This window comes from Ilyomonas limi, from assembly GCF_005233845.1.
GTDB classification, from domain to species: domain Bacteria; phylum Bacteroidota; class Bacteroidia; order Chitinophagales; family Chitinophagaceae; genus Ilyomonas; species Ilyomonas limi.
Genome location: NZ_SZQL01000025.1, coordinates 14,130 through 28,460, shown reverse-complemented (window position 1 = coordinate 28,460; position 14,331 = coordinate 14,130). Strand labels below are relative to the sequence as shown.

General features: G+C 39.0%; 12 protein-coding genes and 2 pseudogenes. 10 read left to right on the top strand and 4 right to left on the bottom strand.

From position 1 onward, the window contains the following. Positions 1 to 51: 51 nt before the first annotated feature. Complete coding sequence (locus tag FC093_RS21135; RefSeq protein ID WP_137263806.1) at positions 52 to 1,164, top strand: acyltransferase family protein; 1,113 nt, start codon at positions 52 to 54, stop codon at positions 1,162 to 1,164. 276 nt (positions 1,165 to 1,440) lie between these two features. Here FC093_RS21135 and FC093_RS21130 read toward each other — a convergent pair whose 3' ends face one another. From FC093_RS21130 to FC093_RS23875, 3 genes are all read right to left on the bottom strand, one after another. Next, a complete protein-coding gene (locus FC093_RS21130; protein WP_137263805.1) occupies positions 1,441 to 4,467 on the bottom strand; it encodes a PKD domain-containing protein in 3,027 nt (1,008 codons plus the stop codon). Between the two features lie 287 nt (positions 4,468 to 4,754). Then, entirely contained in the window at positions 4,755 to 6,290 is a 1,536-nt protein-coding gene (locus tag FC093_RS21125) for a sialate O-acetylesterase (protein ID WP_137263804.1), read from the bottom strand. A gap of 301 nt (positions 6,291 to 6,591) precedes the next feature. Beyond that, positions 6,592 to 6,759: a hypothetical protein gene (locus FC093_RS23875; RefSeq protein ID WP_170971177.1), complete on the bottom strand. Its 168-nt coding sequence runs from the start codon at positions 6,757 to 6,759 to the stop codon at positions 6,592 to 6,594. Between the two features lie 29 nt (positions 6,760 to 6,788). On the opposite strand from FC093_RS23875, the gene FC093_RS23870 reads away from it, so the two are divergent. The 5 genes and pseudogenes from FC093_RS23870 (at position 6,789) to FC093_RS23865 (ending at position 9,668) form a co-directional block, all read left to right on the top strand. Then, on the top strand, positions 6,789 to 6,959 hold the full coding sequence (locus FC093_RS23870; protein ID WP_170971176.1) for a hypothetical protein: 171 nt from the start codon (positions 6,789 to 6,791) through the stop codon (positions 6,957 to 6,959). Positions 6,960 to 6,970: 11 nt separating this feature from the next. After that, positions 6,971 to 7,141 carry a phospholipase D-like domain-containing protein gene (locus FC093_RS24715; protein ID WP_394347980.1) on the top strand — a complete coding sequence of 57 codons (171 nt, stop codon included), beginning with the start codon at positions 6,971 to 6,973 and terminating at the stop codon, positions 7,139 to 7,141. A 436-nt stretch (positions 7,142 to 7,577) separates the two neighbouring features. Continuing rightward, positions 7,578 to 7,922, top strand: coding sequence for a hypothetical protein (locus FC093_RS21115; RefSeq protein ID WP_137263803.1), 345 nt, complete (start codon positions 7,578 to 7,580; stop codon positions 7,920 to 7,922). 208 nt (positions 7,923 to 8,130) lie between these two features. Next, a pseudogene (locus tag FC093_RS24710) lies at positions 8,131 to 8,334 on the top strand (NADPH-dependent FMN reductase); the annotation flags it as partial. A gap of 263 nt (positions 8,335 to 8,597) precedes the next feature. Continuing rightward, positions 8,598 to 9,668: an AOC03_06830 family ribosome hibernation factor gene (locus tag FC093_RS23865; RefSeq protein ID WP_170971175.1), complete on the top strand. Its 1,071-nt coding sequence runs from the start codon at positions 8,598 to 8,600 to the stop codon at positions 9,666 to 9,668. Between the two features lie 35 nt (positions 9,669 to 9,703). On the opposite strand, the pseudogene FC093_RS24705 reads toward FC093_RS23865, so the two are convergent. Further along, a pseudogene (locus FC093_RS24705) lies at positions 9,704 to 9,844 on the bottom strand (hypothetical protein); the annotation flags it as partial. A 207-nt stretch (positions 9,845 to 10,051) separates the two neighbouring features. Here FC093_RS24705 and FC093_RS21100 point away from each other — a divergent pair. From FC093_RS21100 to FC093_RS21085, 4 genes are all read left to right on the top strand, one after another. After that, positions 10,052 to 10,357, top strand: a complete 306-nt coding sequence (locus tag FC093_RS21100) for an HPF/RaiA family ribosome-associated protein (protein WP_137263802.1) — start codon at positions 10,052 to 10,054, stop codon at positions 10,355 to 10,357. Between the two features lie 1,288 nt (positions 10,358 to 11,645). Further along, positions 11,646 to 13,208, top strand: coding sequence for an FMN-binding glutamate synthase family protein (locus FC093_RS21095; RefSeq protein WP_137263801.1), 1,563 nt, complete (start codon positions 11,646 to 11,648; stop codon positions 13,206 to 13,208). Positions 13,209 to 13,213: 5 nt separating this feature from the next. After that, on the top strand, positions 13,214 to 13,615 hold the full coding sequence (locus tag FC093_RS21090; protein ID WP_137263800.1) for a GreA/GreB family elongation factor: 402 nt from the start codon (positions 13,214 to 13,216) through the stop codon (positions 13,613 to 13,615). 478 nt (positions 13,616 to 14,093) lie between these two features. Next, positions 14,094 to 14,300, top strand: coding sequence for a ferredoxin reductase domain-containing protein (locus FC093_RS21085; RefSeq protein ID WP_206106650.1), 207 nt, complete (start codon positions 14,094 to 14,096; stop codon positions 14,298 to 14,300). Positions 14,301 to 14,331 lie beyond the last annotated feature (31 nt).

The window sequence follows — 14,331 nt, the reverse complement described above, 5'->3', positions numbered from 1 at the left end:
CTATCATTTAATTTTCCCAATAGCTATCCTATAACACTCAATAACACCGTTATGAATAGAAAAATTAGCGATTATCTGCATAGCAGAGATAATAATTTTGATTTCATCAGGTTTATGGCTGCTTTGCTTGTCATCTTTCACCATTCTTTTTTTCTTACTCCATCTATACACGAACCTTTATTAACTTTTACCCATGACCGTTATACGATTGGCGGCATTTGCGTGGCTGTATTTTTTATTATCAGTGGTTTTTTAATTACCCGCAGCTTTGATAAAAACCGGGATATTTCAACGTATTTTACAGCCCGCATGTTAAGAATTTATCCAGCTCTAATGGTTGTGGTCTTTTGCACGGTTTTCATTATTGGGCCGCTGCTTACTACCAATACGTTATACGATTACTTTACCAACTTTACTACATTTAAGTATTATTACTCCAACACATTCATGGTGAGTGTGCAGTATTGGCTGCCAGGAATATTTGAACATAATTATGCACCAAAAATGGTAAATGGCAGTTTGTGGACCTTAAGCTACGAACTATTGTGCTATTGTTTAGTAGCTGCTGTAGGCTCAATCTTTAGTAAAAAGAAGATAACAGGTATAATATTGCTGGTGCTTACGCTGCTGGTTTTCCGTAATAAAATCATGTATGGGAAAGAAGAGATCTTTGAAACCATTTTTTTCTTTGCATGTGGCACACTCATATATATTTATCGCCAGAAAATAACCCTGAACAGTTTTGCTGCACTGGTAGCTTTTGTTTTATTGCTTGTTAATATGCACTATAATCCCAATTATACTTCCAGCATGATTATAACAGGCATTATGCTTAGCTATGTTACTATCTTTTTATGCTTCGTAAAAACAAAACATCTGAAGCATTTTGCTAAGCATGGTGATTATTCTTATGGTATGTATATATGGAGCTATCTGGTACAGCAAATGCTTTATTTGTACTTTAATCACCTGAACACGTATGTCTTCTTTATCGTAAGCGCCGGCATTACGTTAGTATTTGCAATGCTTTCGTGGCATTTGATAGAAAAAAGAGCTTTAAAACTAAAAGACAACCTGAAGTACAAACAGGCAATAGCACGCAGAGTGGCACAGATAAAAGAAAAGTCCTTAGCTGTTGTGCCATCTCTTATGTTGAGAAAGTAATATTTCTGTACTGCCAAAGCGTAGTAAGTATGCTGTTTTCTATTGCATGGTTATCTAATTTTTTGTAAACCCAATATGCTACTACCCTGCTTAGGAATGCAGTAATACTTAAATGTGCACTAAATGGTTGACACTACATGCAAACCAGCCATGTTAGATTCTATTTTTATAAGCATTCCTTAAAAGACTTTTGATAATAATTTTTAATCCAAATAAGTACAACAAAAAACCGCCTGATGTAAAAGGCGGTTTTTTGTTAAAGTGATCTTATTAATCCTATAGCTTCAACAGTTTAATTGATTGTTTTTCATTTCCCTGCTCTACCACTCCGTAGTAACTACCTCTTTTAAAGTTGTCACCTACAGTAACTGTTGCCGGGCTGGTAAGTCCTCTGCGTGCAAACACCTGTACTCCCCATTTATTGTAAATAGTAAGGTTGATAGGTGATGGATCATTGCTCTTTACTTGTATTTTAAAGCTGTTGAGTGTTGGATTTGGAGCAGCCGTTATAGATAGATTACGCTCATTACTGCTTTCCTGCGCCTCATCATTTTCTACTATTATTTTTACATTATCCTGCGCAGTATTACCGTTACTATCCGTTACCTGCACACGAAAAACATACTCGCCCTCAATAAGACCTTTAATGTTTGTTGAAGACTTATCCGGATCTACAATGGTGTAAGATGCAGGGCCGCTTATTTTTACCCATTGATAAGCAATAGCTGCATCATCAGCATCATTTGAAACAGTAGCTTTTACATAGGTATTGTTCAACGGCAAGGTCAGCGTTATATCATCGCCAGCGCTAACTGCTAAAGGAGCGGTGCGGGCAGTAGTAGAAGAACCGTTGTATAACTGGCATTGTGGTATTATGGAGATAACGGGTAAACTTGGACATTTCCAAAGCAGCGTACACCCACGGCTGCCACCACTATTATAATGTTCTATTACAACATCATACTTATTTTTTTGGGTAAGTAAAATGGGTTTAGATAGCACCATTTCGGCATTATCCACCCTGTCTGTCCAACTGTCAATAATCAATTTTCCATTAAGCCACATACGGTGCCCGCCACTACCTTGCAGATAAAAGGTGTATGACTCTGAGTATTGTGCTTCTACCTGGCCAGCCCAGCGTATAGAATACTGATCGCCGGTTATTTTATAATGCACCCCGGTTGGTGAAGCTGCTTTATCGTAAGACCATTGCTGAAACATAATCATGGAATCCAGCCGCTTAAATGCAAAATTGTTAAACGCTGTTCCATTATAATAGCTGCCCATAAGCCCCATACCTGTGCCATATACTTTTGGTGCAAACACATTAATATCAGAGCGCTGCTTACTGTTGCTGCCAATTGTTTGAAAACATTGTCCTTTTATCGGTTGCACCCTTATTTGCGATTGGCTCTTAAGTGGATACAAACTTCCGTTGTCAAAAAAATAAGGTTGTCCGGAAGCGTAATCGCAACAAATGATATCTATTATCTTGTATTGTTTTTCAGCATTACTGTCCATCATTACACTGGCAAGCTGCACTGCAGAAATCTTAAAATTCCTGAACACACAATTAATAAATTTATTAGTACTGTTGATGTTGGAAGGAATAGGAGAATCTATTACTTCTGCACAATGGTTTGCTCCGCCTGCATCCATATACAAATCCTGAAATACAACGCCGCTTGTATTGCTCGAAGTAGCCTCATCAAACAGCAATGATTTGTAGTGATGCCCACCACGGTATGTATAAGAATTTGAATACGCTCCATGCGTTATTCCTTCATGGCAATAAAAAGAATCATAGTCAATAATAGTGTGATTATTACTGGTGTTTTGCCAAACAAATATCCCGGAAGTGCAACTATGCGCTATATTGTTTTCAAAAACCCACACTCCTTCCGCATCAGCTTCCCATTTATAGCAGCCCCCATTATTATGTAATTCACCACCATTTGCATACACCGCAACATTATTTCTGGCTTTGTTGCCATCGCCCTGCCCCAACATCATTCCCGTACTACTGAGGCTTACGCCATTTAAGCGTATAGCTGCCATAAGGTTTTTATCCCAGATGCAGTCGTGCGATATATCCTGGAAATCGTACCAGAAGGCTTCTTCCAACGCATCAAAAGCTACATTATTTCGCATTTTAATACCATGACTTACATGTGGTACATAGCACCGGGTACCAATGTGAGCCATTACACAACCTTCTACCACTGAACCCCTGGAACCATCTTCGCAGTGATGAAAGTGTAAACCGTAACGGCCGGTTACAAGCGTTGGACGGCTGGCATCCTGATACTTCCTCGGCCCCAGGTATTTACCTTCCATATAACGTATGCTTTGCGCCGCAGTAGATCGGATAAATATATGCGCCCTTTTAAAAGAAGCGTAAGCATCTGTAGAACCTTTTGTACCCTGTATTTTTACATTACGGCTAAGGTTAGCCACTTCCGGTGTCCATTTGCGGTATGAGTTGCCTAATGATGAATCTATATTAGAAACAACAGCCGTATGATCATATTGAAGTGCATCTTTAAACGATACTTTATTACCGCTAATAGCAGTTATAATGCGGCATTCAAACTTCACGAGAAAATAGTCAATAAGCGTTGCCGTATTATCATCCCAATCTGTTGGGTTAAAGTTGGGCTGCTCCATAGGTGCAATCATAACCTCATCACCCACCTGCCAGCCTGTAGCATCTTTAACAGTAAAAGAAGTGGCACCTTTTTTTACTGAATCGGTTGCATTGGTCCAGCTTTTTTTGGCAGTGCCGGATACATCCATTTTTCCGGCACCCATTACCCACAAGCCAACATCGGAAGCTACAGGATCCATTGTACTACCCACAAATTTCGATTCAGCCACATTAATAAACTGCAATGTTTGAACAACTTTGGCAGAAGAGGGGCGCATTTTTAAAAGCCCTTCAATTACAACATTCTTGTTGGATTGCAATGTGGTACTCTTAGCTGCACTAAACTGCAATGTACCGCCACTGCTTACATTTAGTCCCGCTACTACAACGTTAGTATCAAGTGTTACGATGTGACCAGATGCAATAAAGGCTGTATCATTTGCATCTGGTACAACCCCGCCCCAGGTTGTTTTGTCTGACCAGTTTCCCGACCTTACACTGGTAATAGTGCCTGTAATAGATTCTATAGCTTCAGGAGAGCAGCTAATAGCTTCTGAGGCGCGATAAGATGTTTTCTTTTTTGTAGCTGAAACGAACACCATTCCTAATGCCGCAAGCGAAGTGTTGCGAATAAATAGTCGCCTTGATTTTCTCATAATGACATTGATACCGGAATAACCCTTGTAAAAGAAATGTTAATCGCCGCCAGTTACCAACAATTATGCCTATAAGTATATACTAAGTTAATTTACAGGCTTTTAACAGCTTTTTAGGATGCTTAAAGGAGCGTAAAGGATGCTCTATTATTGAGCTTAAGAGTAAAAGGCTTTCAATAAGTGTAATTGTGCTGAAGCGCGCAATGAGCATCAGGAGAATTATTAATAATAAAAAAAGCCACAAAACAAACGTTTGTGGCTTTCACTTTCTAAAACTTGCTACAATATTATTGAGCCCAGGTGTCTGTACGGAATGGTTCCATGGGCAAACCATCTGAATTTTGAATACTGGTAAGGGGAAAGTTGGTAAATGCGTATCGTATGGCTTTTATGGGCAACGGCGTGGCAGCAGGTGCAGTTAAAATAATCTGGCTACCATTTATTTTGGCAACTGCCTTCCTGAACACTCTATCAGCACCTGCAACATAAAAGCGTTGTTCCATAGGTCCGTTGTTTATGGTAGTTAATCCGTTAGCAGTGCCGGATACAAAGCTAATAGTAGCCGTAGATTGATTGGTTGTAAAGGAAGAATATTGCGGGCCTAATGGATTTACATGCATACCATAAGCACCTTGTAAGGCCAGCAAAGCCAAACGTTCGCCTACGGGTTGTTTGTTTTTAGGATGAATGCGTTTTACTTCTCCAACATCCATTGTTACCACCATACCGGTATTTGCCACATTGCGGATTTTCGATTGTGCCTCTCTAAAACGTGCATAATCATCAGCCGTAGAATCGCCTCCTTCCGATGAAGGATTGTCGAAATAAGTGTCATCATAAGGTGTCATTTGTACCAAATAAAAAGGAAGACTTCCCTGGGCAAATTTGTTGCGCCAGCCTCTGATCAATGCACTGTTTAGCTTGGTATAATTGCTGGGTGGCCTGTCATATCTGTTATTTTCTCCCTGGTACCAGATAAATCCCTTAATAGCCATATTTCTCAATGGATTTATCATACCATTATACAACTGCGAGGAATTATTATTCCCTGAATAATAAGCATCCAATGTAGTATTGCCCTCTATTACTTCTTTGTTTGTCCATGCTTCACAATATGTATTACCCACTGCAGCTACTATCAATCCAATAGGTACATTAAGTGTATTCATCAGCTTTCTGCCAAAATAATAAGCTACAGCACTGTAATTTCCTGCCGTGGCAGGGCTACATACCGTCCAGCTTGTATTAAAAGCAATATTATTAATTGGGCTGGTACGCTCATCTTCCTGTATAGGGATCAGCCGTAGATTGGGCCAGTTAGCTGCGGCTATCTCTGCCTGATAATTAAGCACACCTTCATAATATGGACTAGGACCTAACGAGTCCAGTGGCATTACCATATTTGATTGCCCGCTGCAAACCCACACATCTCCAATTAGAATGTTGGAAAACGTTTTAGAATTATCATTATCGCTCACCGTTAATTGCTGAGGCATTGCATTGGCAGGAGCACCCGAGATAACCACACGCCAATTGCCGGAACCAGGGGTAACAGTTGTAAAAGTAGAATCCTTCCAGGAGGCTTTTACACTAATGGTGTGACCTGCAGGCGCTGTTCCCCATACCGAAGCAGGCTTATCGCGCTGTATAACCATATTATTGGTAAATACTCTCGCTACTTTAAGAGTAGATTTTGCAGTTGCATTAATATCCATGCTTGCACCTGCAAGCGCCTGAACCTGCTGCTCATTCATTGTTTTTTGACAACTATTAAGGATGATTATACAAAGTAGAAAAAAAGCATACAGCGTTGCTGTTTTCATAAGGGTGAGATTTTTTGGTAAATGTAATAATTACTTATAAAGTTTATAGTATTAAGTTACTTATAAATAAGTTTTATAAATAATTGAAATTGGTTCAGGTGTTTGTTGTCATTTTATAGATATGCAGTTGCAAGTCATTACAGCGTTACATAGCCCTGGTGCGAGTGAAGCCGTCGGCTCCATCCCGGAGGCACTGCGCTAACGCAGTGAAGAATAAAAACTTACTATGGTTGTGCAAAATTCGAGCAAATAGATATCTATCTGTTTACATTACAATATGGTAAGGCATTTATTTCTAAATTTATTCTGTACAATCTCCAAAAAAATAGTTGTAGCCACCAATATTATACCCGCTATTTTTCCATTGTTCTTTTGCATCTTGTCTCTTTAACTCTGCCTCTTCTTGACTATTAAATAGTCGCTCATTTCGGCCTGTACTATAGCCATTTTTATTTACATACTTATTCAATTTTTCACTTAATGTAAACGAAGAACAATTTGAGTAAAAAATATACGCAGTTGCAAAAAGGGGTTGCCATTATTGCCATAGCAGCCAATGGTCCTGATTCCGCAGTTTCCTATGTCATGGAAAGCATCCTCCTGGCTATCCGCCAGGCTAAAAAACAATTCGTATCTGCGTTCCTTATTTTATTTCCACTGAACAATTAACTTCAGCCCTGGTGATTGCTGCCTCTAATAGTATTAAAGTGGAACTTATTCTGCCTGCAAAATCGGATTCTTTTATCGTTCAGCATGCTTCGTTTTCTTTCATAAAACCGCCATTGCAGCGGGGTGTTCGTGTATATTTTTACGAAAAAAAGGTTTATACATTCCAGGACTATTCCGATTGACAGCATCCTTGCTTTCATAGGCACCGTAAACATGGATACCCGAGCTTTTGCCTGAACTTTGAAATTACTGCTGTTATTCACTAAGCAGAGTTGTGCAAGGCCTGGAGGATAGCTTTGACCGTGACAAGCAAAGCAGCCGTTTAGTTACATTGGAACAGTGGCAAAACCGCCTGGTATTGCAAAGAGGAATGGATTCGGTATATAGGCTGATGGCAGCATTGTTATAATTATTATAAATGATATTTCTATATTATCAATACGGGTAATGTACCAACTTGAAATTTATCTGAAAATTTTTGTTTTATCCGGATATGGTTTGCCTGGCAAGGCTTTTGAACAGTTACTAAGAAATCAAAGCTTTTAATTGTGCTTTTACACGCAAAAGTGAAATGCTTTTTTAACCCTTCATTAAAATAAACATTCAAACAAAACAATCATGAATGAAAAATTTAAATACGGCACCACATCGGAAGCCATTGCAAAACTCAGAGCATCAGGATTTGATAAAGACTTTACGTTAAAAGACGGCTTCATTTGGTGCGGAGCTGAAAAATTTGAAGCGGAAGATTTAAAGATCGCTTCTGTAAACCGGTATGAAGGGGCTTCAGATCCCGGGGATGAAGCAACCGTTTATGGACTGGAAACGAAAACCGGCCTGAAAGGAATACTGGTGAAAGGCGATGGCATCTACTCTGACACAAACACGATTGCCATTTTACAAAAATTACATCGTGCCAAACTGGACAACTACAGCAATAAATCCGAAGACCAACAACAATGAGCATTGTTGTTTTAATTTCTTTTATAAACGAAGGAGATAGATGTACAATGTAAAGATCATTACCGCTACGGTGCGCCCCGGCAGAAAGGGCCCGATGGTTTGAATGTAGCCTTAGCCCAAAACCACGGCAGCTTTAACGTAGAAATATTAGACCTTACCACTATAAACCTGCCCCTGAAGATGAGCCAAACCATCCTGCCAGCAGGAATACGAGCACGAACATACCAAACGCTGGAGTGCAAAGATTAGCGAGGCAGACGTATCTATATTTGTAACGGACGAATACGACTACGACTATCCTGCGCCTTTACCGAACGCGCTTGAATATTTGCATCACGAATGGAATTATAAAGCCACGTGTCTTGTAAGCTATGGCGATGTATATCCCGTTTTTTATGCAGTTCATCAATGAACAAAACGAATTTGTATTGAATGAACTCTCTCATAAAACAAGCTTCATGTTTAAAGAAATGATCTGCTGGACCAAAGGTTTAAAAACGATCAGAGAAGATAGGGTGTAAAAAACGCTTGCGTGTTCCATTGCAACGGAACTTTTCAAAATCCCATACCGGGCTTCAGCAATACGGCGTGAAGATGCGGTTTCCGGCATTATATATTTGAATAGGCATTCAAAATCAGGTTATCCAACTTTTACAACTAAAAAATTCCCATCATATGAATAACATTTTAAAAAAACTAAAAGACACCACATCAAATTGCTGTGTTACTATTATCTTAAACACGCACCGCACCCTGCCGGATAATGAAAAGGATCCGATTGTATTAAAAAACCTGGTAAAAGAAGCGCAGGCGCGGCTTGCTGATGAGTGTAATCAGCAATCGCTCAGCCTCATCACGAATAAGCTAAATACGCTGGCAGCTACCATTAACCACAGGCACAATTTAGAAAGCCTTGTATTGTTTGTAAATGAAGAGATAGCCGATTTTACCCGTTTACCCATTGCTGTGGAAGACAGGGTTATTATTGACAAAAGCTTTGCCACCCGCGATCTGATAAGAGCCTTGCACAAAGAAAAAGAATATTATGTGCTGGTACTAAGCCGCGACAAAGCCCGGTTAATTGAGGCGTTCAATGATAAAGTAGTGCAGGAGATGGAAGGCAACTTCCCTATTGAAAACGTTTCTCTGCACCCGAAGCAAAGGGCTGAAGCAGCGATTGCCAACCGCCAGACCAATCTGATGCAGGAGTTTTTTAATATTGTAGATAAGCAACTGATTGAAGTAATAAAAGAAAACCCTTTGCCGGTGTTGATATGCACCGAGGAATCTAATTACTATGAGTATCTGAAAATTGCTGACCGGAAAGCAATCTTTATTGGGCATTTGAACGGGAACCGGATGGAAGAAAAAGCACATCATATTGTTGATGCTGCCTGGCCTATAGTGCAACAGGTAAGAAAAGAAAGAAACAGCCAGCGACTGCAGGAACTTTCTGCTGCTGAAAATACCGGAAAACTGGTTGCAGACTTCAATGATATATGGCATGCCGTGAACCAGGGAAGAGGTGAAACGTTATTTGTACAACGGGGCTACTTTCAGCCTGCCCGTTTGGTGAATGATACAATTGAACTGGTGCCGGAAGAGCAGACAGATCGAACCGGTGTCATTGATGATATTATTGATGAAATGATAGAAGTCAATATGCAATATGGCGGTGATAGCGTATTTCTTTCTGAAGAGGAATTGAAAAAGTACAAGGGACTTGTGCTGACTACCCGGTACTGATTCCAAATGAACCGTTGCCTTTCCTTTTTTATTGTCTCGCTTTCATTGTCTTTCAAAAGGCGCTGCACGTGTGCCGGATCATTAGGAGCAGCAATGATGGCTACAGCCTTAACAGAAGAGATTCTTGCGGCAGCATACTGGGCTACAGACCCACCCAGGGAATGGCCAATAATCAAGGTGGGAGCACTTGCAGAGATATATTTTTATAAATAAGGTTTGCTAAAAATTCGAGTTAATTTGCGGTTTGTTTCTTCTTTGGATAAATACTATATAAAATAAATAAAATCGGGTTACGCAATATTTAAAGGTAAACACAACAAGCCTCTATTAAAATAATGGAGTTTTGTAAATGATATTAATGGGAATAATAAAAAAGTTTAATTATGAATTATACAGAAAATTTTGACGGCATTAAGTTAGATGTACAGGCGGTGGATATTACCATCAGCGACGATATACAGCAAAGCATAAGAGATATGATTGTGCGGCTGCGGCGCCACATATCGGAAGTAAATTGGGTGGATGTATATTTTGAGGATAAAAGCGGAAAATCCACCGACCCCAAAAGGGTTAGTGTCAGGTTCGGTGTTCCGGGTAACGATGCTTTTGCTTCTGATTCCGGCGACAACTTTATGGCGCTGCTGAAAAATGTGGAGGAAAAGCTGCGCCGGCAACTGGAGAAAAGATAAAAGCTGAAATATAAAAAAGTTAGAAGAACTGGATGACTTCTAACAGACCGTATATATACATGAAAAAATACAATAATTCCCCTTACGGTTCTGTTTTTTGACAGTACAAATTATTGGCGCCAACTCTTCTAACAAAGAAAGTTCTGCTAATGTTCCTCGTATGGATAGCAGCTCAGAAGTATCTTCAGCAATCCATCCGGCAAAAGACAATTAAGCAAAAGAAATGGGGGATTTTGTGGCGGCTTCCAATGAGGTGATACCCGGCTTTAGTGCATATAAAAACAACTTACAACTTGCCATCAGCAGGTTCCCGCAATCCATTCCGCCAGTTATATGGTGCGCCGTCATTTATTCCGTTTCTTTCTGTCTCAATTAACCCCAGCATAACATTTAATAACGTTTTGAAAACGTATGATAAAAGCCGGAATGATACTTAATCATTCCATTCAATTATTTATTTGAATAAAGGTTATTTGCATTTCTGCAGAGAATGTAGAGAACATTATAATTTGTGTAATTTGTATTGTGTAATCATTTGTAACCTTCTATCAATTAGTGTGTTATCAATAATAGATAAGCACAACAGTTTAACTATTTAATTAGTTTTAATTTCTTAAGTTTGTTTCATGTCAGGTAAGGCACTACATATCAACTATTCAACAATCAACAAGTATAATACTTTACTTGATACTTGTAATTGGGTTACCTGTTCATTTACAGAATTTCTTCCCTTTAATTCGGCAATGTATTACTACTCCAGCTTTAAATACTTTAAAACTATAACTCTGGCCTAACATGTTCTTCCGGGCAGGGTAAATCATTTCTTTATTTCAGCTTAACGTAGGGCATAATTTATTATGCCTCGAAATCACCCGAAAGTTCCGGCAAGAAAAAGCGTGATTGCAATTTTTGTATTACTTACCGCAGTTATACTTAGAACAGCACTAACATCGGATGTAAGGTGATATTTGGGGTTGTTCATTACTATTCCTGTAATAGTAATTGACGCATTTACTTCAAGCGATAAACGATGACCATAAATAGGATATAGAAGTATTTCAGAAATAATAATCCATTTATGACAACGATTATAGTTCTCTTATACGGATTTTTTTAATAGCAGGATAAAACAACTTTTTGGCCTACGTTTCAAAACTGTTGCAGGTACAAATACTTGAAAGGGCTTAGAAAGATGGTTTAGTTTCTTCATGATAGGAGGATGCTGCTTCGATGTGTTGATTTGCATTGAAGGGTGTGCAGCCTTTATTTAAAACATATATATTCTACCATGTCACATAAAGAAAAAAGTGTTTCACTTAGTGGAACTGTCATTTTACTTCTTGTTATAGCAAGTATTCTTTTTTTAATAATGGGATATATCCACAACGTAAATTGGTACTGGGGCTCGCTTATTACATTGCCCTTATTATTGATTGCTATTGTTGATGTACGTCAATCAAAACACGCTATTTTACGCAACTATCCAATCATTGGTCGTTTACGCTACTTCTTTGAACGTATCAGACCCGAACTCAGGCAATACTTTTTTGAGACCGATTTAGATGGCAAGCCATTCAACAGGCGTCAACGTTCTATTGTTTATCAACGGGCAAAAAACGAAAAGCAAACTGTCGCTTTCGGAATGCAGTCTAATCCCTCATCGCCCGGTTACGAATGGTTAAGTCATTCTGTTTATCCTGAACAGCTTAGTGTAAATGACTTAAAGGTGTGGATAGGAAATGAACAATGCTTACAACCTTACCATGCCAGTATTTATAACATTGGCGCAATGAGTTATGGCGCTTTAAGCAAAACAGCCATAACAGCATTAAACGAAGGTGCTGCAATAGGTGGCTTTGCACACAACACAGGCGAAGGTGGTATAAGTAACTACCATTTAAAAGGTGGTGACCTTATTTGGCAAATAGGTACAGGCTATTTCGGCTGTCGTACCGAAATGGGTAGGTTTAATCCGGTTGCTTTTAAGCAGAAGGCATTATGTCCTTCTGTGAAAATGATTGAACTAAAACTTTCGCAAGGTGCTAAGCCAGGGCATGGTGGCATTCTCCCAGCTGCTAAAAACACAGAAGAAATAGCGGCAATAAGGCACGTAATGCCCAATACAACTGTTCATTCTCCTGCACGCCATGCAGAGTTTGACGGTCCTGCAGGCTTATTGCAGTTTCTTCAACTTTTACGGCACCTGTCCGGAGATAAACCGGTGGGCTTTAAATTATGTATTGGCGACAAGCAGGAGTTTATAGATATATGTAAAGCGATCTGCTCAACCTGTATCATTCCTGATTTCATTTCTGTTGACGGAGCAGAAGGTGGTACCGGTGCAGCACCGTTAGAATTTACAGACCATTTAGGTATGCCGCTATATGAAGCACTTGCTTTTGTTAAGCAAACACTTGATGACTATCAATTATCAGAAAGCATTAAAATAATTGCCGCAGGTAAAATAATAACAGGCTTCGACATACTGAAAGCTTTAGCTCTTGGCGCTTCTGCCTGTTATAGTGCCAGGGGGATGATGTTTGCCTTAGGTTGTATTCAGGCGTTACAATGTGATAGTGGAAAGTGCCCTGTGGGTGTAGCAACTCAAAATCCTGCATTATATAAAGGCCTGGATCCTGCGGACAAAAAGGTAAGAGTAGCAAACTTTCACGTCAACACATTAATTGCTACGAAAGAAATGATGGAAGCATGTGGTTTTAAAAGCATTGATGATGTTAAGGCTTCTAAATTTTTCAGAAGGATTGATGAACAAACTACGAAAAGCTTTGAGCAGATTTATTTCAGAAGAAATAACAAGGTATTACAACAAAATTTTCAGCATCTAAATTAAACACAATGAAAACAACTAAAAGTAAAATAATAATAGCATACGAGGATTATGAGACCTTAAACGCTTATATAAAAGGTTCAAGTTCTGTAAGGGATTTTGACCGGAAGAACGCAGCATTACTGCAGGAAGAATTAAAAAAAGCAACGCTGGTTAAAAAAACTGAGCTACCTGAAGACGTTGTGAGGCTTAACTCAAGGGTAATTGTAAAAGAAGGCAGTAAAGACAAATTGATTGAACTTGTTCTAGTTCTTCCCGAAAAGGCAGATATAAAGGAAAGAAAGATTTCGGTGTTTGCTCCTGTTGGTACTGCTCTTATAGGCTTCAGACAAGGAGAAAAAATAAAGTGGGATGTACCGGCAGGTAGCAAAACATTTACAATAATGAAAGTTTACAATCAGAAAGAATAGCATTAACAATAAAACTATAAAACATGGGTTGGACATTATTCGGAATAATAATCTTACTTATTCTCTTTTTAATCTGGTTCATTATTAAGTACAAAAGAGATTTACGTAAAAACCGGGAAATTCTTGATGAATACCTTGAAAGCCAAAGAAGACTAAAATTCAGGCAGGTACATACCAGTTGGGACAAAAAATCAATATAAGAATTTCTTTGTAAATCGGCGGAAACAAACTTCAGCCATCGTTTCTTCGATAGCTGAAGTTTGTTTTTCTTTATTATTTGCTATCCCTCAAGGATAGCACGTTTAATTCATACTTTCTTAATTGTAATAATCAGATCAGGAGCAGCATTTATTTACCAAGGTTTTCATGCAACATTGTTTATCATTTTAACAGCAGGCATAATTAGATGCGTGTTGTCAAAGAATTTGCGGAGTATATTCTTCAGTTTCTTATTATTGTATCACGTTTGTTGCTGTCTATGACAGCCACTGAACGATCAGAAGAATGGCAGGGCGAAAGAGGTGTCTTTACCGGGGAAATGTTGCAAAAGTATATAGGTGATTTAACCTTGCCCCATTATTACGTTTCCGGCCCTGCAGCTATGGTAACTGCTATCTGCAAAACACTGAACGAAGCAGGTGTTGATGACGATAATATCAGAACAGAAGAATTCCCGGGATATTAATCATACTAAAATCGGTAATGATAGTTGGGTT